Annotated in this window: 16 protein-coding genes; 11 read left to right on the top strand and 5 right to left on the bottom strand. The window is 63.2% G+C overall.

Features of this window, described 5'->3' with window-relative positions:
• Positions 1 to 54 precede the first annotated feature (54 nt).
• Positions 55 to 684: a response regulator transcription factor gene (locus ACNFIC_RS10675; RefSeq protein ID WP_138220347.1), complete on the bottom strand. Its 630-nt coding sequence runs from the start codon at positions 682 to 684 to the stop codon at positions 55 to 57.
• Positions 681 to 3,083, bottom strand: coding sequence for a PAS domain S-box protein (locus ACNFIC_RS10670; protein WP_416780974.1), 2,403 nt, complete (start codon positions 3,081 to 3,083; stop codon positions 681 to 683). The genes ACNFIC_RS10675 and ACNFIC_RS10670 overlap by 4 nt, the downstream gene beginning before the upstream one ends.
• A 95-nt stretch (positions 3,084 to 3,178) precedes the next feature.
• Here ACNFIC_RS10670 and ACNFIC_RS10665 point away from each other — a divergent pair, with 95 nt between their 5' ends.
• Entirely contained in the window at positions 3,179 to 4,177 is a 999-nt protein-coding gene (locus ACNFIC_RS10665; protein WP_416780973.1) for an alpha/beta hydrolase family protein, read from the top strand.
• 84 nt (positions 4,178 to 4,261) lie between these two features.
• On the opposite strand, the gene ACNFIC_RS10660 is transcribed toward ACNFIC_RS10665, so the two are convergent.
• The 3 genes from ACNFIC_RS10660 to ACNFIC_RS10650 are packed head-to-tail and all read right to left on the bottom strand — an operon-like array spanning position 4,262 to position 6,715.
• Complete coding sequence (locus ACNFIC_RS10660) at positions 4,262 to 5,026, bottom strand: TerB family tellurite resistance protein (RefSeq protein ID WP_138220576.1); 765 nt, start codon at positions 5,024 to 5,026, stop codon at positions 4,262 to 4,264.
• 1 nt (position 5,027) lies between these two features.
• On the bottom strand, positions 5,028 to 5,699 hold the full coding sequence (gene murU, locus ACNFIC_RS10655; RefSeq protein ID WP_138220350.1) for an N-acetylmuramate alpha-1-phosphate uridylyltransferase MurU: 672 nt from the start codon (positions 5,697 to 5,699) through the stop codon (positions 5,028 to 5,030).
• Complete coding sequence (locus tag ACNFIC_RS10650; RefSeq protein ID WP_416780972.1) at positions 5,696 to 6,715, bottom strand: aminoglycoside phosphotransferase family protein; 1,020 nt, start codon at positions 6,713 to 6,715, stop codon at positions 5,696 to 5,698. The genes murU and ACNFIC_RS10650 overlap by 4 nt, the downstream gene beginning before the upstream one ends.
• 131 nt (positions 6,716 to 6,846) lie before the next feature.
• Between ACNFIC_RS10650 and ACNFIC_RS10645 the strand changes: the two genes are divergently transcribed.
• The 10 genes from ACNFIC_RS10645 (at position 6,847) to ACNFIC_RS10600 (ending at position 19,662) form a co-directional block, all read left to right on the top strand.
• A complete protein-coding gene (locus ACNFIC_RS10645; RefSeq protein WP_416780971.1) occupies positions 6,847 to 9,684 on the top strand; it encodes an LPS-assembly protein LptD in 2,838 nt (945 codons plus the stop codon).
• Positions 9,665 to 10,984 (top strand): peptidylprolyl isomerase SurA, encoded by a 1,320-nt coding sequence (gene surA / locus ACNFIC_RS10640; protein WP_416780970.1) that lies wholly within the window; start codon positions 9,665 to 9,667, stop codon positions 10,982 to 10,984. The genes ACNFIC_RS10645 and surA overlap by 20 nt, the downstream gene beginning before the upstream one ends.
• Positions 10,981 to 11,970: a 4-hydroxythreonine-4-phosphate dehydrogenase PdxA gene (gene pdxA, locus ACNFIC_RS10635; protein WP_416780969.1), complete on the top strand. Its 990-nt coding sequence runs from the start codon at positions 10,981 to 10,983 to the stop codon at positions 11,968 to 11,970. Before surA ends, pdxA begins: the two co-directional genes overlap by 4 nt.
• The gene (gene rsmA, locus ACNFIC_RS10630; RefSeq protein WP_416780968.1) at positions 11,967 to 12,767 is read left to right on the top strand and encodes a 16S rRNA (adenine(1518)-N(6)/adenine(1519)-N(6))-dimethyltransferase RsmA; all 801 of its coding nucleotides are present in this window, start codon (positions 11,967 to 11,969) and stop codon (positions 12,765 to 12,767) included. Before pdxA ends, rsmA begins: the two co-directional genes overlap by 4 nt.
• Positions 12,768 to 12,890: 123 nt before the next feature.
• A complete protein-coding gene (gene apaG / locus ACNFIC_RS10625) occupies positions 12,891 to 13,271 on the top strand; it encodes a Co2+/Mg2+ efflux protein ApaG (protein WP_138220355.1) in 381 nt (126 codons plus the stop codon).
• Positions 13,271 to 14,152: a symmetrical bis(5'-nucleosyl)-tetraphosphatase gene (locus ACNFIC_RS10620; RefSeq protein ID WP_138220356.1), complete on the top strand. Its 882-nt coding sequence runs from the start codon at positions 13,271 to 13,273 to the stop codon at positions 14,150 to 14,152. Before apaG ends, ACNFIC_RS10620 begins: the two co-directional genes overlap by 1 nt.
• A complete protein-coding gene (gene glpE / locus ACNFIC_RS10615; RefSeq protein WP_138220357.1) occupies positions 14,149 to 14,478 on the top strand; it encodes a thiosulfate sulfurtransferase GlpE in 330 nt (109 codons plus the stop codon). The genes ACNFIC_RS10620 and glpE overlap by 4 nt, the downstream gene beginning before the upstream one ends.
• Before the next feature lie 283 nt (positions 14,479 to 14,761).
• Positions 14,762 to 16,684: a PrkA family serine protein kinase gene (locus ACNFIC_RS10610; protein WP_138220358.1), complete on the top strand. Its 1,923-nt coding sequence runs from the start codon at positions 14,762 to 14,764 to the stop codon at positions 16,682 to 16,684.
• Positions 16,685 to 16,825: 141 nt separating this feature from the next.
• On the top strand, positions 16,826 to 18,097 hold the full coding sequence (locus tag ACNFIC_RS10605) for a YeaH/YhbH family protein (protein ID WP_416780967.1): 1,272 nt from the start codon (positions 16,826 to 16,828) through the stop codon (positions 18,095 to 18,097).
• The gene (locus ACNFIC_RS10600; RefSeq protein WP_416780966.1) at positions 18,094 to 19,662 is read left to right on the top strand and encodes a SpoVR family protein; all 1,569 of its coding nucleotides are present in this window, start codon (positions 18,094 to 18,096) and stop codon (positions 19,660 to 19,662) included. Before ACNFIC_RS10605 ends, ACNFIC_RS10600 begins: the two co-directional genes overlap by 4 nt.
• Positions 19,663 to 19,720: the final 58 nt, after the last annotated feature.

Raw genomic sequence — 19,720 nt, 5'->3', positions numbered from 1 at the left:
CGGGCAAGCCCGCTCCCACAGGGGCCTCGCAGTGCATGGTCGCAACCAGAACACTCACACCAGCTTGTGCTCCATGGCGTACTTCACCAGCTCGGCCAGCGAGTTCACCTTGAGCTTCTGCATCAGCCGCGCCTTGTGGGTGCTGATGGTCTTGTTCGACAGCGCCAATTGCTGGGCGATGTCGTTGACATTGGCGCCCTGAGCGAGGCGCTCGAACACCGAAAACTCCCGCTCCGACAGCAGGGTGTGCAGAGGGCGGGTCTCGGTCAGGCCCACCTCGAAGACCATGCGATCGGCCAGGGCCGGATCGATGTAGCGCCCGCCCCCGGCCACCCGACGGATAGCCGTGAGCAGCAGCGCAGGGTCGCTGTCCTTGGTGGCATAGCCTGCCGCGCCGGCCTTCAGCGCCCGTGCGGCCATCTGCGCCTCGTCGTGCATCGACAGCATCAGGATCGCCGGCGGGTTGCTCAGCGCACGAATACGGGGGATCGCCTCCAGGCCATTGACCCCCGGCATGGAGATATCCAGCAGCACCACTTCGCACGGGGTATGGCGCAATGTATCGAGCAACTGCTCACCATTGCCGGCCTCCCCCGCCACCTGCATGTCCTTGGCCAGGCCGATCAATTGCTTGATACCTTCACGGACGATGGTGTGGTCTTCGGCCACCAACACTCGAATCACGCTTGTCTCTCCTGGGTCAATGGAATCGCCACGCTCAAACTCGTGCCCTCGCCCGGCTCGCTGTCCAACGTCATGCAGCCACCCAGCATCAATACCCGCTCGCGCATGCCCACCAGGCCGAAGGATGCAGGCCGCGCTGCATCGACAGCAAAACCTGCGCCATCGTCAATAACCGTCATGCGCAATTGCCGGCCCTCATGCACCAGCTCGATTTGCACCGTATGCGCCTGGGCGTGGCGCATGACGTTGGTCAGTGCCTCCTGAAGAATGCGGAACAGCCCCGTGGCCTTGGCATCGCTCAAGGGTGGCAGATTCTCGGGCACCTGCACCAGACACGGAATCTGCGTACGCGCCTCGAAACGCCGTGCCTGCCACTCGATAGCCGAGGCGATACCCGCGTCGAGGATAGGCGGACGCAACGCCGTGGCCACATCGCGCACCAGTTGGAACAGTTGGCCAATCAGGCGCTTCATGCTGGCCAGGCGTTCGTTGAGCCCGACATCGAGTTCGGCATAGGCCAGCTCGCACATCGACACTTCAAGCTTGAGCACGGTCAGCATCTGCCCCAACTCATCGTGCACTTCACGGGCAATGCGCGCCTTTTCTTCCTCGCGCACGCTTTCAAGGTGCGCCGACAGCTCGCGCAACTGCTCTTGGGAAGCAGCCAGAGCCAACTCGGCCTGCTTGCCTTGGGTGATGTCCCACACCACACCGTCCCACACCACGCGGCCATCGGCCAAGCGGCGGGTGGTCGCCTTGATGTCGGCCCAGCGCTGCTCGCCTTCGCGGGTGAGGATGCGCCCTTGCCACGCCCAGTCCTGCTCAGCGGCCAGAGCGATGTCCTGCACCCGATGGTAATCGGCGCGATCCTGCGGGTGAACCACGTTACGCAGGCCCATGTCCGGGTGTTGCAACGCCGCCGGGCTATACCCTACCAGCGCTTCGCTGCCTTCGCTGATATAGGGAAATTCCAGCTCACCCGCACGGGGATCGCGCTCCAGGCGGAACACCAATCCCGGCACGTTGCCGGCAATCCCTTTGAGCCGCGCCTCGCTCTCGCGCAGCGCAGCCAAGGCGCGGCGGCGTTCGGTGACATCGGTGAGGAACACCACCAGGTACTCGGCATCGCGAAAGCGCAGGAACGACAGCGACAGGTCCACCGGCAACACGCTGCCATCGGCGCAGCGGCACTGGCTTTCAAACTGTAGATCTCCCCCTTCACCGGAGCGGGCGCGCTTCCACAGCTCAAGCCAGCGGTCCATGCTCAGGCTCGGTTCGATGTCGATCAGCGGCCGTTCGAGCAAGGCACGGTCAGCGAACCCAAGCATGCGTTCGGCCGCATGGTTGGCGTAGCGCACATGGCTGTCCCAGTTGACCCAGAGAATACCGACAGTGCTCTGGTCGATGGAGAATTGGCTCAAGCGCAGCGCTTCTTCACGCACCTGCCGCTCGACCAGACTTTCGCGCGCCGCCAGTAGCGCGCGCTCAAGCACACGCTGCTGGCGGCGCTGCCACATCCAGGCGGCCAAGGCGCAGAGCAGCAGCAAGCCGAACAGCAGGGCCAGGTTCTGCCAGAACCCGGGCGACTCGGAAAACCGTGGGTACTTGGGCTGCAACCAGCGATGGTGCAATTGCTCCAGGGTTTTCGCCGGCATCGCTTGCAACCCGCGCTCGAGGACCTCGGCCAGTTGCGGCCAATCGCGGCGTGAGCCGATACGCAGCAACTGCGGCAAGCCAATGTCGCCCACCACCGCCAGATCGCCGAACTCGCTTTCGCGGGACAGGCGGCCGAGCTGCGCCTCATCCAGCACGGCAAAGCTGGCCTGGCCACCGAGCACCAGTTGCAGTGCCTCACGCTCGTTCGGTACACCCTGCACATTCAGGTTGCTGTAGTTACCGAGCAAGTATTCAGCCAATCTGGACGGCATGCGCACGGCTACACGGTCAGCGGCGGTGAGCTTTTCCAGCTCGACCGCCACCGCCCCGCTGCGCATCCCCACCACCAACTGCGGAACCCGCATGTACGGGTCGCTGAACAGCCAGTGGCGCAGGCTGGCCGGGGTCTGCGCAAGGCCTGGGGCAAAGTCGATCTGGCCGGCTTGCAGCGCCTGCTCAAGGGCGGCCTCGTCGGCAAAACCGCGCCAGGTCAGGTCGAGCCGCAGGCGTTGGGCCAAGTCATTGACCAACTCCACGTTGGCGCCGTAGAACTGCTGCAGGCGGCGGTCGAACTGGGCATACGGCGCCTGCAAAACCAGCCCCACACGCAGGTTGCGGTGGCCATCAAGCCACTGCTGCTGCGCCGGCTCCAGCACCACGCCGACCGGTACCTGCGCACTCGCCAAGGCGATCAAGGGCAGGCACAACCAGCCGATAACCCACAGGCAACGCACTCGCTTCATCTCGAACCTCGTCTTGGCAAGGATGGCCGCGTGGCGTGGCCGTCGCGGACAAATACTATTAGGCTGCCGGTATCTCTATGGCCCTGGACCGATCCATGTTCACACTTTATCGCACGACGCTGGCAATGATCTGCCTCGCCTCGCTCCTACCCCTGGCCTCCCAGGCAGCCGACGCCTCCCCCCCCGATGCCGCCACCCAGGCACCAGCGCCGGTCGCTCGTGCGCCGCTGCCCGAGCGCAGCCAGGACGATGCTGCGGCCCTGGAGCGGCGCGTGCCAAAGGCCGAACAGCAAATGCTCGAAGCCGCTGGCGAAGCCTTCCTGGCCTTGTGGAAGCCGGCCAATGACAGCGACCCCAAGGGCGCTGTGATTATCGTCCCCGGCGCCGGCGAGAATGCCGACTGGCCGACCACCGTCGGCCCGTTGCGCCGCGGCTTCCCGGATGCTGGCTGGCACACCCTGAGCGTGAGCCTGCCGGATCTGCTGGCCGAGCGCCCACAGGCGCGAGTCGACGCCACACCCGCCGCTGCCGCTGAAGCGCCGAAGGGCGAGTCGGCCCCGGCCAAGGATACGCCAGCAGACGCCAACGCGAATGTCGCCCAGGCCACCGCGCCCGACGCCGACGCCGCCGAGGCCACCAACGCGGTCGAGGCTGACGCGCACAACGACGAAGCCGACGCCGAGCGCATCTTCGCCCGCCTGGATGCGGCGGTGGCGTACGCCCAGCAACAGAAAGCGCGCAGCATCGTGCTGCTGGGCAACGGCAGTGGCGCCTACTGGGCCGCTCGCTACCTCAGCGACAAGCGGCCACCGCAAGTACAAAAGCTGGTGATGGTCGCCGCCCAGACCCCGGCGCGGGTAGAACATGACCTGCTAAGCCTGACCCCGACCCTGAAAGTCCCCACCGCCGACTTCTACTACGCCAGCCGTGTACAGGACAGCCAGGCCGCCCAACAGCGCCTGCAGGCCAGCAAGCGGCAGAAGGACAGCCAGTATCGCCAAGTGGCGCTGATTGCCATGCCGGGCAACAAGCCAGCCGAGCAGGAACAGTTGCTGCGCCGGGTGCGCGGGTGGTTGTCGCCGCAGCCAGAGTAAACCCCGGCCACCGCAACGCTGGCGCGTTTGTCGATCAGTGTGCCGGGGCGCACGCCAGTGGGCGTGCGAAACCCGCGATGGCGATCAAAGCCCGCGCCGTTTACGCACCATCGCATAGGCCTGGTGCAACTCGCGGGTCAGCTCGGTCGCCTCGCGCACCCTTGCCTCGCTGGCGCCGCTGCCCACCAGCTTGTCTGGATGGTGCTTGCTGATAAGCCGCCGATAGGCTTGCTTGACCTGGCCGGCTTCGCTGTCCGGCTCCAGCCCCAACAACCGTAGCGCCGCGGCGTAGGTCATGTTGCCGCCCTCGGACGCAGCCTTGCGCGGCTCATACTCCAACGACAAGGCTTGTACCTGGTTGCGACTGAGCCCCAACTGCTCGCCCCATCCCAACAGCAGGTCACGCTCATGCCGCCCGGCCTTGCCATCGGCCCAGACCATCCGCCAGCAAGCACGCAAGGTGCCCTCGGCGGCATGCGGCTGTTGGCTGATACGCCGCAGGTGCGAACCCAAGCGGTCCTTGCCCGCCTTGCCACGGTTGAACGCCGCAATCGCCCGCCGACGCGCAGGCTCGGTCAGGTCCAGACGCGTCATTTCAAGACGCGCCTGCTGAATGTGCCCCTCGAGCACCCGGCCATCGCTCTTGGCCAGACGCCCAAGCAGCACGAACAGCAATTCATCGTCACGCAACGCCGGGCGCCCACCCAGACGCTCGCGCAGGTCATCCCAGCCCTGCAAACGCAAGCGCCGGTCCATCGCCTGGCCCAGCAACGCCCCGAGCAACGCGCCGGGGATGCTGGCCACCGCGAAACCGGCACCGGCGCCAATCACTGTGCTCGGCCACCACATATCAGGCACGCTCGCCGATCAGGCGCTCGACATCCGCCAGACGCTCCAGCGTACCGACATCGACCCACTGGCCAGCAAAGCGCTCGCCACTGACCCGGCCTTCGGCCATGGCCTTGCGCAACAGCGGCGCCAGCTTGAAGGCGCCAGCCTCGCAGCCTTCGAACAGCGCCGGATGCAGCACGGAGATACCACTGAACGTCAGGGTACCCGGTGCATCATCGCCATCCACCACGCGCTCGCCCAGCAGGCGGAAGTCACCCCGGCCGTGGTGGCCAGGATTGTCCACCAGCACCACATGCGCCAGGCCTTGCAGCGGCTTGCGCAGGGCCGCGAAATCGTAGTCGGTCCAGATATCGCCGTTGACCAACAAGAAAGGTGCATCGCCCAGCAACGGCAACGCCTTGAAGATGCCGCCGCCGGTTTCCAAAGGCTCGCCTTCCGGCGAATAGCAGATGCTCAGGCCAAAGCGCTGGCCATCGCCCAGGTGCGCCTCGATCTGCTGCCCGAGCCAGGCGTGGTTGATCACCACCTCGGTGAAGCCGGCCTTGGCCAGGGCCTGCAGGTGGTACTCGATCAACGGTTTGCCGGCAGCAGGCACCAGTGGTTTAGGCGTATGCAGCGTCAGCGGACGCATGCGCTCGCCCTTGCCGGCAGCCAGAATCATCGCCTTCATGGGCGCGCCTCGGCAGTGAGCTGGGCGATCAGCTCGCCCAGTTCGGCAAGCTCGGGGCGGCGACCGATCACTTCATCTATATAGGCGAAGAAACGCGGCACATCGGCCAGGTAGCGCGGCTTGCCATCGCGATGGCAAATCCGCGCGAAGATACCGATCACCTTCAAGTGACGCTGCACACCCATCAGGTCGCTAGCGCGGTGGAATGCCTCGAAGTCAGCCTGCACCGGGATGCCGGCAGCCTTGGCCTTGTGCCAATAGTCGCGCAACCAGCCCTCCACCCGGGGTTGCGGCCAGCTAAGGAACGCGTCCTTGAACAGGCAGGTGATGTCGTAGGTGACCGGACCATAGACCGCATCCTGGAAATCCAGTACGCCTGGGTTGGGCGCGCTCTGCATCAGGTTGCGTGGCATGTAGTCGCGGTGCACCAGGACCTTGGGCTGAGCCAGGGCGCTGTCGATCAGCACTTGGCTGACGCGCTGCCAGCTGGCCTTCTGCGCCTCGCTCAGGCTCAGCCCCAGCTCGCGCCCCACATACCACTCGGGGAACAGCTCGACCTCGCGGCGCAGCAACGCGTCATCGTAGCTCGGCAGCGGTGCGCGCATGGGCAGGCGCTGGAACTTGATCAAGGCGTCGATGGCATCGGCGAACAGCCCATCGGCGTTGCCTGCGTCGATCACATCGAGGTAGGTCTGGCGCCCCATGTCGCTCAGCAACAGGAAGCCGCGCTCCAGGTCTTGGGCATGGATCGAGGGTACGTGCACCGCGGCCCCAGCCAGCAGATGATCGATCTCGACGAACGGACGGCAGTTTTCCTGCGGCGGTGGCGCGTCCATGATCACGAAGCTATGGCCGGCGCCCTCCCAGCGGAAGTAGCGGCGGAAACTGGCATCGCTGCTGGCGGCGGTCAGGCTGCCCTCTGGCACTTCGCCCCAGCCGTGGGTGCGGAACAGGTTCGCGAGCTGCTCGGCGAGCCAGGCGGTCAGTTGTTGCAGACGTACATCGTGGTCAGGCATTACAAGGGTCTCCGACGGCCCTAGCCGTCAAGCGGGTCATGCTTTATTATCCAGCATCTTTTTCAGACCATCGAGAGGCGTGCGGCCCCCACACGCGGGCAGATGGCACGCAGGAAGCCCGGACTAATAAGATGGCATTGAATTCCCCCGCGTTTCGTAGAAAGTTTCCATTGCTGGTGACTGGCGGCCTGCTGGCGCTGCAACCGCTGGCCTCGTCGTATGTGGTCGCAGCCGAGCAGTTCGACTGCCAAGTGTCCGCCGCCGGCGGCTGGGACTGCAAGCCCAAGACCGCCAACAACTTGCCGCCACGCCCGGTGCACGCCGGTGCAGCCGCGCCCAGCGCCGATGCGCCAGTGGCGCAGGGCGAGGCCGCCGAGGCTACAGCCGACAAGCCGGTGCTGGTCACCGAGAGCAAAGGCCGTGGCCTGAAGTCGCGCAGCGAAGACTACAGCCACCTCGACTGGGTCCCGCGCGACAAGCTCACCCCTGCACAGCTGGCCGAGACGGGCCCGTACTGCGGCGGTGCCTACATCGAGCCGGCGCGCCCAGGCATGAACGACTCCACCCCCAAGGACGAGTCGCCGACCTACATCAACGCCAAGGTGTCCAAGTACCAGCAAGAGCAGCAGATCGCTACGCTCGCCGGTGACGTGGTCATGCGCCAGGGCAGCCTGCAGGCCGAAGCCGACGAGGCGAACCTCTACCAGACCGAAAACCGCGGTGAGCTCAAGGGCAACGTCAAGATCCGCGACAACGGCACGCTGGTGGTCGGTGACCAGGCACAGCTGCAGCTCGACACCGGCGAAGCCCGGGTCGACAACGCCGAATACGTGATGCACAAGTCGCACATCCGCGGCAACGCGCTGTACGCCAAACGTAGCGAAAACGCCATCATCCGCCTCAAGGACGGTACCTATACCACCTGTGAGCCGGGCAGCAACGCATGGCAGCTCAAGGGCAACAACATCACCCTGAACCCGGCCACCGGGTTCGGCACGGCGACCAACGTCACCCTGCGGGTCAAGGATATTCCGGTGCTGTACACGCCGTATATCTACTTCCCCATCGACGATCGTCGCCAGTCCGGCTTCCTGCCGCCGTCGTTCAGCTCCAGCAGCGACACCGGCTTCATGCTGGTCACCCCGTACTACTTCAACCTGGCACCGAACTACGATGCCACGTTGTATCCCCGCTACATGGCCAAGCGCGGCATGTTGATGGAAGGCGAGTTCCGCTACCTGACCAAGTCCAGCGAAGGTCAGTTCGGCGGCGCGTTCCTCAACGACGAAAACAAGGATCGTGAACTCCAGACGGACTACAAGAAAGACCGCTGGATGATCAACTGGCAGCACAAAGGCGGCCTGGACGAGCGCCTGACGACTGAGGTCGACTACACCGACATCAGCGACCCGTTCTACTTCCAGGACCTGGAGTCCGATCAGATCGGCGTGGAATCGACCGCCGTGGTCAACCAGCAGGGCGCGCTCACCTACCGTGGCGACAGCTACACCGCCCGCCTGAACGTACACGCGTATGAAATGGCGACCCTGTCGCAGATCACGCCGTACGATCGCCTGCCGCAGATCACCTTCAACGGTACGCTGCCGTATAACCCGAACGGTTTCAAATTCGACTATGAAACTGAGGCCGTGCGTTTCGAGCGTAACCTGAAGAACGACTTGGTGTTCGACGAAAACGGCGCTGCGGACACGACCGCTGGCGTTGTAACAGACTCCTTGGGGAATGTAATTGGCGGTCGTCGTCTAGACGACAACGTCTCTGGCCTGGCACGCGCCAACGGCACCCGTTTGAACTTCGAACCGGCCATCAGCCTGCCAATGCGGGCCAGCTATGGCTACGTTACACCCAAGCTGAAGTACGCCTACACCCACTACGACCTCGACCTGGACAGCCAGGGCAAGGCCCAGGCAGTGGCGCAATCGGCCAATTCGGCCTTTGGCAGCTATAACGGCTCGATCAACCGCGACATCCCGATCTTCAGCGTCGACAGCGGCCTGTACTTCGACCGCAATACCCAGCTGTTCGGCAAGAACATGCGCCAGACCCTCGAACCGCGACTGTTCTACCTCTATGTCCCGTACGAGGACCAGAAGGACATCCCGGTGTTCGACACCGGTGAATCGCTGTTCAACTACAACTCGCTGTTCCGCGATAACCGGTTCAGCGGCACCGACCGGATTGGCGACGAGAACAAGCTGTCGCTGGGCGTCACCACCCGCTGGCTTGAAGAAGACGGTTTCCAGCGCCAACGCTTCAGCATTGGCCAGGCGTACTACTTCAAAGATCGCAAGGCGCAGTTGCCAGGCATCGACTACCGCACCAGAAAGGACAGCCAATCGGATGTCTCTCCGTATGCGCTGGAGTACGAATACGCCTTCAACCGCGACTGGCGCTTCAACTCGGACTTCAACTGGGACCCGGACAGCCGCAGCACGCGCTCGACGAGCGCGATGTTCCACTACCAGCCTGAAGACAACCCGAACAAAGTGGTCAACCTTGGCTATCGCTACCGCAACGACACCATCAACTATGACTCGTTGACCGGTACCTGGCGTGTAGGCGGCGGCGACTATGGCACGCCGGGCAGCGCCAACTACATCAAGGACTACTACAAGATCCAGCAGCATGACTTCTCGGTCATCTGGCCGATCGTCCCACAATGGAACGCCATCGCCCGCTGGCAGCACGACTACAACCGCAACCGTACCCTGGAAGCCTTCGGTGGCTTCGAGTACGACAACTGCTGCTGGAAGCTGCGCCTGATCAACCGCTATTGGATCGACTACGACGACTTCAGCCAGTCCGCCGCCGCCAACGAAAAAGGCGACCACGGCATCTTCCTGCAAATCGTGCTCAAAGGCCTCGGCGGCGTTGTGGGCAACAAGGTCGAGTCGTTCCTGGACCAAGGCATTCAAGGTTATCGTACACGTGAAGACCAAGCTTATTGATCGTCTGCGCCCGCTGATGCTGGGCGCTGTACTCCTGAGTGGCGCGGCGCATGCTGCGGTACAACCCCTGGACCGCGTCGCGGCCATCGTCGACAACGACGTGGTCATGCAAAGCCAACTGGACCAGCGTATCCGCGAAGTCCAGCAGACCATCGCCAAGCGCGGTGGTGGCGTACCTCCGGCCAGCGCGCTCGAGCAACAAGTGCTCGAGCGCCTGATCGTCGAGAACCTGCAATTGCAGATCGGCGAACGTTCCGGTATTCGCATCACCGACGAAGAGCTGAACCAGGCCATCGGCACCATCGCCCAGCGCAATGGCATGTCGCTTGAGCAGTTCCGCGCGGCCTTGGCCCATGACGGCCTGTCGTTCAACGACGCCCGTGAACAGGTCAAGCGCGAGATGATCATCAGCCGCGTGCGCCAGCGCCGCGTGGCCGAGCGCATCCAGGTGTCGGAACAGGAAGTGAAGAACTTCCTCAACTCCGACCTGGGCAAGATGCAGATGTCGGAAGAGTACCGCTTGGCCAACATTCTCGTCCCGACCCCGGAAGCAGCCAGCTCGGACGACATTCAGAAGGCAGCCCGCCAGGTCGGCGACGTCTACCAGCAGCTCAAGCAGGGTGCGGACTTCGGCCAATTGGCCATTGCCCGCTCGGCCAGCGAGAACGCCCTGGAAGGCGGCGAGATGGGCTGGCGTAAAGCCGGCCAACTGCCACCTGACTTCGCCAAGATGCTCAGCAGCATGGCCGTCGGCGACATCACCCAGCCAATTCGCATCCCCAACGGCTTCATCATCCTCAAGCTCGAGGAGAAGCGCGGTGGCAGCGAGAGCGTACTGCGCGACGAAGTACACGTGCGCCACATCCTGATCAAACCGAGCGAAGTGCGCAGCGAAGCCGCCACCCGGCAACTGGCCGAGAAAATCTACGAGCGGATCAACGACGGCGAAGACTTTGCCACCTTGGCGAAAAGTTTCTCCGAAGATCCAGGCTCGGCCCTCAACGGTGGCGATCTCAACTGGGTCGACCCGAACAGCCTGGTACCGGAGTTCCGCGAGCAGATGGCCAACGCCCAGCAAGGCGTGGTGACCAAGCCGTTCCAGACCCAGTACGGCTGGCACGTGCTCGAAGTGCTAGGCCGCCGCGCCACCGACAGCACCGAGCAAGCGCGTGAACAGCAAGCCATGAGCGTGCTGCGCAACCGCAAGTACGACGAAGAGCTACAGACCTGGCTGCGCCAGATCCGTGACGAAGCGTACGTTGAAATCAAGCTGCCTGGCGCCGCCCAGGCCGCCCAGTGAAGCCCCTGCGCTTCGCCGTCACACCCGGCGAACCGGCCGGCATAGGCCCTGACCTGTGCCTGCTGCTCGCCGCCGAGGCCCAGCCCCACCCCTTGATCGCCATCACCAGCCGTGACCTGCTCGCCGAGCGGGCCACCCAGCTGGGGCTGGCTGTCGAGCTGCTCAGCGTCACCCCGGATACCCTACCCACGCAGCCGGCACAGGCCGGACAGCTGTATGTCTGGGATACCCCGCTGGCAACACCGGTGCGGGCCGGGCAGCTGGACAAGGCCAACGCCGCGTTCGTCCTCGAGACGCTCACCCGCGCGGGCAACGGCTGCCTGAACGGCGACTTCGCCGGGATGATCACCGCACCTGTGCACAAGGGTGTGATCAACGAGAGCGGTATCGCCTTCTCCGGGCATACCGAATTTCTCGCCGACCTCACCCACACCGCGCAGGTGGTGATGCTGCTGGCCACCCGCGGCCTGCGCGTGGCCTTGGTCACCACTCACCTGCCACTGCGCGATATCGCCGACGCCATCACGCCGGAGCGCCTGGAACGGATCACCCGCATCCTGCACGCCGACATGCGCGACAAGTTCGGCATCGCACACCCTCGCATCCTGGTCTGCGGGCTCAACCCGCATGCCGGAGAAGGCGGCCACCTGGGCCGCGAAGAAATCGACATCATCGAGCCAGCACTGCAACGCTTGCGCGCCGAAGGCATGGACCTGCGCGGCCCATTGCCGGCCGATACCTTGTTTACCCCCAAATATCTGGAGCACTGCGACGCGGTGCTGGCGATGTACCATGACCAAGGTCTGCCCGTCCTCAAGTACAAGGGCTTTGGCGCTGCGGTCAACGTGACGCTGGGCCTGCCGATCATCCGCACCTCGGTCGACCACGGCACCGCCCTGGACCTGGCCGGGACCGGCAAGGTCGATACAGGCAGCCTGCGCGTCGCCCTGGAAACCGCCTACCAGATGGCCGAGAACCGACCATGACCGAGCACTACCAACACCGGGCGCGCAAGCGCTTCGGCCAGAACTTCCTGCACGACGCCGGGATCATCGACCGCATCCTGCGGGCCATACACGCCAAGGCCGGCGAACACCTGCTGGAAATCGGTCCGGGCCAAGGCGCCCTGACCGAAGGCCTGTTGGGCAGTGGCGCACAATTGGACGTGGTAGAGCTGGACAAAGACCTGGTGCCGATCCTGCAGCACAAGTTCGCCGGGCGCGATAACTTCCGCCTGCACCAGGGCGACGCCCTGAAGTTCGACTTCAACCAGTTGGGCGTGCCGCAGCGCAGCCTCAAGGTGGTCGGCAACCTGCCTTACAACATCTCCACGCCGCTGATCTTCCACCTGCTCGATCACGCCAACCTGATCCGCGACATGCACTTCATGCTGCAAAAGGAAGTGGTCGAGCGCATGGCCGCAGGCCCAGGCGGCGGCGACTGGGGTCGCCTGTCGATCATGGTCCAGTACCACTGCCGCGTGGAGCACCTGTTCAATGTCGGCCCGGGAGCCTTCAACCCACCGCCGAAGGTCGACTCGGCCATCGTGCGTCTGGTGCCGCATGAGGTGCTGCCGCACCCGGCGAAAAACCCGAAGCTGCTCGAGCATGTGGTACGCGAAGCGTTCAACCAGCGTCGCAAGACCCTGCGCAACACCCTCAAAGGCCTGCTCGACAGCCAGGCTATCGAAGCAGCTGGGGTCGACGGCAGCCTGCGCCCCGAACAGCTCGACCTGGCCGCCTTCGTGCGCCTGGCCGACCAACTGGCCGATCAGCAAGCCTGACCCGCACCGCGCAGCGCAAGCCCACCGCCGTGGGTGGGTTGCCCTGCGATCAGCCATGACTGGCCCTCCCCCCCGCCAATGGCCTAGACTGCGTTATTGCGTCAGTTCGCCCAAGGCCCTTGCATGTCCGACCCCCGCTACCAAATCGACGTCAGCGTCGTGACCCGTTATCTCAAAGACCAGTCCGACCCCGAAAGCAACCGTTTCGCCTTCGCCTACACCATCACGGTGCAGAACAATGGCACCCTCAAAGCCAAACTGATGTCGCGCCACTGGCGCATCACCAATGGCGACGGTGAGGTCGAAGAGGTGCGTGGGGCCGGCGTGATCGGCCAGCAGCCGCTGATCGAGCCTGGCCAAAGCCACACCTACAGCAGCGGCGCGGTCATCAGTACCCGCGTCGGCACCATGCAGGGCAGTTACCAAATGTTCGCCGAGGACGGCAAGCGCTTCGACGCGACCATCGCACCGTTTCGTCTAGCCGTGCCTGGGGCGCTGCACTGATGGCTACCTACGCGGTCGGCGACCTGCAAGGCTGCCTGCAGCCGCTCAAGTGCCTGCTCGAACGCGTGCGCTTCGACCCCGCAGTCGATCGCCTGTGGCTGGTGGGCGACTTGGTCAACCGGGGCCCCGAGTCGCTCGAAACCCTGCGTTACCTGTATTCCATTCGCCAGTCCCTGGTGTGCGTACTGGGCAACCACGACCTGCACCTGCTGGCGGCCTGGCACAATATCGAGCGCCTTAAGAAAAGCGACACCCTGCGGGAGATCATCGAAGCCCCGGATGCCGACCAGCTGTTCGATTGGCTGCGCCAGCAAAAGCTGCTGCATTACGACGAGACCCGTGGAATCGCCATGGCGCATGCCGGCATTCCGCCGCAATGGACCCTCGGCAAAGCCTTGGAGCTGGCGGCGGAAGTCGAGCAGGTGCTGCGCGACGACAACCGCCTCAAGCCCTACCTCGACGGCATGTATGGCAACGAGCCAAACAAGTGGAGCAAAGACCTTACCGGCGTGGAACGCCTGCGGGTGATCACCAACTACTTCACCCGCATGCGCTTCTGCACTGCCACCGGCAAGCTCGACCTCAAGAGTAAGGAAGGCCTGGACAGCGCACCGAAAGGCTACAAGCCCTGGTTCGAACACCCCGAGCGCCGCTCGCGGCATGTGAAGATCATCTTCGGCCACTGGGCCGCCCTCGAAGGCCGCGTCCAGGTGCCCGGGGTGATCGCCCTCGACACCGGCTGCGTGTGGGGCGGTGCGATGACCCTGTACAACGTCGACAGCGGCCAATACCACCGCTGCGACTGCACCCGCGAGGGCACCCCTCGCCCCCCGGCACAACCGACTGGCCCACTGACCAGCCCTGAAGGAACCGCACCATGAGCGAATTCAAGCGCATTTCCCCCGAGCAGGCCCTGGACCTGCGTGCAAAAGGCGCGGTGGTGGTCGATATTCGCGACCCGCAAGCCTATGCCGCCGGCCACATCACCGGCTCCACTCACCTGGACAACCACTCGGTAGCCGACTTCATCCGCGGCGCGGACCTCGATGCGCCGACGCTGGTGGTCTGTTACCACGGCAATTCCAGCCAGAGCGCAGCGGCCTACTTGGCCGGCCAGGGCTTCTCCGACGTCTACAGCGTCGATGGCGGCTTCGAGCTGTGGCGCGCCACCTACCCGGCCGAAACCGCCCAAGGCCAAGCCGAATAAATTTTTCATTTTCACTGCAGCCCGCGTTCCGCGCGGGCTCGCGACCAACCAGACGAACGGTCGCAAGGGTCTTCTTTCCCTCCCTACCCTTGACCTTGCTCAGAACCAACTACTCTTAAGTTCAGGCCATCCAAAAAGGGGAGAGCCGGTACACCGGCGTGCGGGTCATCGGTAGCGCTTCAGGGTGTTCTGGGGGGTATACAGCAATCGGGCCATCCCGCTTGCATGCCAGCATCAGCTGACTGATCCGGCGTCGTCTCCACGTATCGAGCGAGGTGACGTCATGAGCATTTTTAGCCACTTCCAACAACGCTTCGAGTCCACGCGTCAGGAAGAACTTTCGCTGCAGGAGTACCTCGAGCTGTGCAAAGAGGATCGCAGTGCCTATGCCTCGGCGGCCGAACGGCTGTTGCTGGCCATCGGCGAACCAGAGCTGATCGACACCTCTACCAACTCCAGGCTGTCGCGAATCTTCTCCAACAAGGTGATTCGTCGCTACCCGGCCTTTGCCGACTTCCACGGGATGGAAGAGTGCATCGACCAAATCGTGTCCTACTTCCGCCATGCCGCCCAAGGCCTGGAAGAAAAGAAACAGATCCTCTATCTGCTGGGCCCGGTCGGCGGCGGCAAGTCGTCGTTGGCCGAAAAACTCAAGCAATTGATGGAAAGGGTGCCCTTCTACGCCATCAAGGGCTCCCCAGTCTTCGAATCACCACTCGGGCTGTTCAACGCCACTGAAGACGGGGCGATCCTCGAAGAGGAATACGGCATCTCGCGGCGCTACCTCAACACCATCATGTCGCCCTGGGCGACCAAGCGCCTGCAAGAGTTCGGCGGCGATATCAGCAAGTTCCGGGTGGTCAAGCTCTACCCCTCCATCCTCAACCAGATCGCCATTGCCAAGACCGAGCCGGGCGATGAGAACAACCAGGACATCTCGGCCCTGGTGGGCAAGGTGGATATCCGCAAGCTCGAGGAATTCCCACAGAACGACGCCGATGCCTACAGCTATTCGGGCGCACTGTGCCGGGCCAACCAGGGCCTGATGGAATTCGTCGAGATGTTCAAGGCACCGATCAAGGTACTGCACCCGCTGCTCACCGCCACGCAGGAAGGCAACTACAACAGCACCGAAGGCCTGGGCGCGATTCCTTATTCAGGCATTCTGCTGGCCCACTCCAACGAATCGGAATGGCACACCTTCCGCAACAACAAGAACAACGAAGCGTTCATCGATCGGATCTACATCGTCAAGGTACCGTACTGCCTGCGTGTCAGCGACGAGATCAAGATTTACGACAAGCTGCTGATCAACAGCTCCCTGGCCAAGGCCCATTGCGCCCCTGACACCCTCAAGATGCTCGCCCAGTTCACCGTACTGTCGCGCTTGAAAGAGCCGGACAACTCGAACATCTACTCGAAGATGCGGGTGTATGACGGCGAGAACCTCAAGGACACCGACCCGAAAGCCAAGTCGATCCAGGAGTACCGCGATGCGGCTGGCGTCGACGAAGGCATGAATGGCCTGTCGACTCGCTTCGCCTTCAAGATCCTCTCCAAGGTGTTCAACTTCGACCCGCACGAAGTAGCGGCCAACCCGGTGCACCTGCTGTACGTGCTGGAGCAGCAGATCGAGCAGGAGCAGTTCCCCGCCGAGGTGCGCGAGCGTTACCTGCGCTACCTGAAAGAGTACCTGGCACCGCGTTACATCGAGTTCATCGGCAAGGAGATTCAGACCGCGTACCTGGAGTCCTACAGCGAATACGGCCAGAACATCTTCGACCGCTACGTGCTGTACGCCGACTTCTGGATCCAGGACCAGGAATACCGCGACCCGGAAACCGGCGAAATCCTCAACCGCATCGCCCTCAACGAGGAGCTGGAGAAGATCGAGAAACCGGCCGGCATCAGCAATCCGAAGGATTTCCGCAACGAGATCGTCAACTTCGTGCTGCGCGCCCGGGCCAACAACAACGGCAAGAACCCCAGCTGGCTGAGTTACGAGAAGCTGCGGGTGGTGATCGAGAAGAAAATGTTCTCCAACACCGAGGACCTGCTGCCGGTCATCAGCTTCAACGCCAAGGCCAGCAAGGAGGATCAACAGAAGCACAACGACTTCGTCACCCGGATGGTCGAGCGTGGCTACACCGACAAGCAGGTGCGCCTGCTCTCGGAATGGTACCTGCGAGTCAGGAAATCGCAATAAAGCGGCAAGCGACAAGCCGCACGCTGCAAGCTGCACAGCGCCGCGCGCGAGCCCGGCGCCACAGCTTGCAGCGGCGCTGGTTGCTCTTTCTTGCAGCTTGAAGCTTGTGGCTTGCAGCTGTACCCAGCTACCGGAGGGCCCATGAGCTACGTTATCGACCGACGCCTGAACGGCAAGAACAAGAGCACGGTCAATCGCCAGCGCTTCCTGCGGCGGTACCGTGAGCACATCAAGAAAGCTGTCGAAGAAGCCGTGAGCCGGCGCTCGATCATGGACATGGAGCACGGCGAACAGATCAGCATTCCGGGTCGCGACATCGACGAGCCGGTGCTGCACCATGGCCGTGGCGGCAAGCAGACCATCGTGCACCCCGGCAACAAGGAGTTCACTGCCGGCGAACACATCGCCCGCCCACAAGGCGGCGGCGGAGGTGGCGGACGCGGCAAAGCCGGCAACTCCGGCGAAGGCATGGACGACTTCGTGTTCCAGATCACCCAGGAAGAATTCCTCGAGTTCATGTTCGAGGACCTGGAGCTGCCCAACCTGGTCAAGCGCCACCTGACCGGCGCCGACACCTTCAAGACCGTTCGTGCCGGCATCGCCAACGAGGGCAACCCCTCGCGCATCAACATCGTGCGCACGCTGCGCTCAGCCCATGCCCGGCGCATTGCCCTGACCGGCAGCAGCCGCGCCCTGCTGCGCGAAGCGCAAAAGGAACTGGAGCGCCTGCGCGTCGAAGAGCCGGACAACTTCACCGATATCCAGGACACCGAAGCCGAGATCGAACGTCTCAAGGCGCGCATCAATCGCCTGCCGTTCCTCGACACCTTCGACCTCAAGTACAACCTGCTGGTCAAGCAGCCCAACCCCAGTTCCAAGGCGGTGATGTTCTGCCTGATGGACGTGTCTGGCTCGATGACCCAGGCCACCAAGGACATCGCCAAGCGCTTTTTCATCCTGCTGTACCTGTTCCTCAAGCGGAACTACGACCGCATCGAGGTGGTGTTCATTCGCCACCACACCAGCGCCCGCGAAGTGGACGAGGAGGAGTTCTTCTACTCCCGCGAAACCGGCGGCACCATCGTCTCCAGCGCGCTCAAGCTGATGCAGGAGATCATGGCCGAGCGCTACCCGGCCAGCGACTGGAACATCTACGCCGCCCAGGCTTCCGACGGCGACAACTGGAACGACGACTCGCCCATCTGCCGCGACATCCTCTCCAAGCAGATCATGCCGCACGTGCAGTACTACACTTACGTCGAGATCACCCCGCGCGAACACCAGGCGCTGTGGTACGAGTACGAACGCATCGGCGAAGCGTTCCCCGACACCTTCGCCCAGCAGCAGTTGGTATCGGCCGGTGACATCTATCCGGTCTTCCGTGAACTCTTCCAGCGCAGGTTAGCCACATGACCGCCAGAGCACAGAGACGCCAACCTATTTCCGTGGGCTCGGAATGGACGTTCGAGCTGATCCAGACCTACGACCGCGAAATCAGCCGGCTGGCTGCGCGCTACGCGCTGGATACCTATCCCAACCAGATCGAGGTGATCACCGCCGAGCAAATGATGGACGCATATGCCTCGGTGGGCATGCCGCTGGGCTATCACCACTGGTCCTACGGCAAGCAGTTCCTCAGCACCGAGAAATCCTACAGCCGCGGCCAGATGGGCCTGGCCTACGAGATCGTGATCAACTCCGATCCGTGCATCGCCTACCTGATGGAAGAAAATACCATGTGCATGCAGGCACTGGTGATTGCCCACGCCTGCTATGGCCACAACAGCTTTTTCAAGGGCAACTACCTGTTCCGCACCTGGACCGACGCCAGCTCGATCATCGACTACCTGGTGTTCGCCAAGCAGTACATCGCCCAGTGCGAGGAACGCCACGGCATCGACGCCGTCGAGGATCTGATCGACTCCTGCCACGCCCTGATGAACTACGGCGTGGACCGCTACAAGCGTCCTTACCCGATTTCCGCCGAGGAGGAACGCCGGCGCCAGAAAGAACGCGAGGAACACCTGCAACGGCAGATCAACGACCTGTGGCGCACCATCCCCAAGGGTGCGGAAAAGGCCGGCGAGAAAGACGACGCGCGCTTCCCGGCCGAACCCCAGGAAAACATCCTGTACTTCATCGAAAAGCACGCTCCGCTGCTGGAACCCTGGCAGCGCGAGGTGGTGCGTATCGTGCGCAAGATTGCGCAGTACTTCTATCCACAGCGCCAGACCCAGGTCATGAACGAAGGCTGGGCCACCTTCTGGCACTACACCCTGATGAACGACCTGTATGACGAAGGCCTGATCACCGACGGCTTCATGATGGAGTTTCTCCAGTCGCACACCAGCGTGGTGTTCCAGCCGGGCTTCGACAGCCCTTACTACAGCGGCATCAACCCCTATGCGCTGGGGTTCGCCATGTATACCGACATCCGCCGCATGTGCGAAAACCCAACCGATGAGGATCGCCACTGGTTCCCCGAGATTGCTGGCAGCGATTGGCTTTCTACCATCAAGTTCGCCATGAGTAGCTTCAAGGACGAGAGTTTCATCCTGCAGTACCTGTCGCCCAAGGTGATGCGCGACCTGAAGCTGTTCAGCATCCTAGACGACGATCAGCGCGACGACCTGCTGGTGCCCGCGATCCACGACGAAGATGGCTACCGTACCATTCGCGAACAACTGGCCGCCCAGTACAACCTGGGCAACCGTGAACCCAACGTACAGATCTGGAGCATCGACCGGCGCGGCGACCGCTCCCTTACCCTTCGCCACCAACAGCACAACCGCAAGCCGCTGGGCGACTCGACCGAGGAGGTGCTCAAGCACCTGCACCGTCTGTGGGGCTTCGACATCCACCTGGAAACCGTACAAGGCGATCAGGTGGTCAAGACCCATCACATGCCACCGCGCAGCGAGCATGGCGAGGCCAGCGACTACGGGCGCATGGACTTGGCCGTAGTGCATCACCTCTAGGGCAAGCCTTCTCCATTACTGCCGACAAGGTATCCTGTCGGCAGTAATGGAGGTTCAA

This window comes from Pseudomonas sp. NY15463, assembly GCF_048068415.1.
In the GTDB taxonomy this organism is placed as follows: Bacteria; Pseudomonadota; Gammaproteobacteria; order Pseudomonadales; family Pseudomonadaceae; genus Aquipseudomonas; species Aquipseudomonas mosselii_C.
The sequence above is the reverse complement of the archived record's forward strand: the minus strand, read 5'-3'. Positions and strand labels throughout refer to the sequence as shown.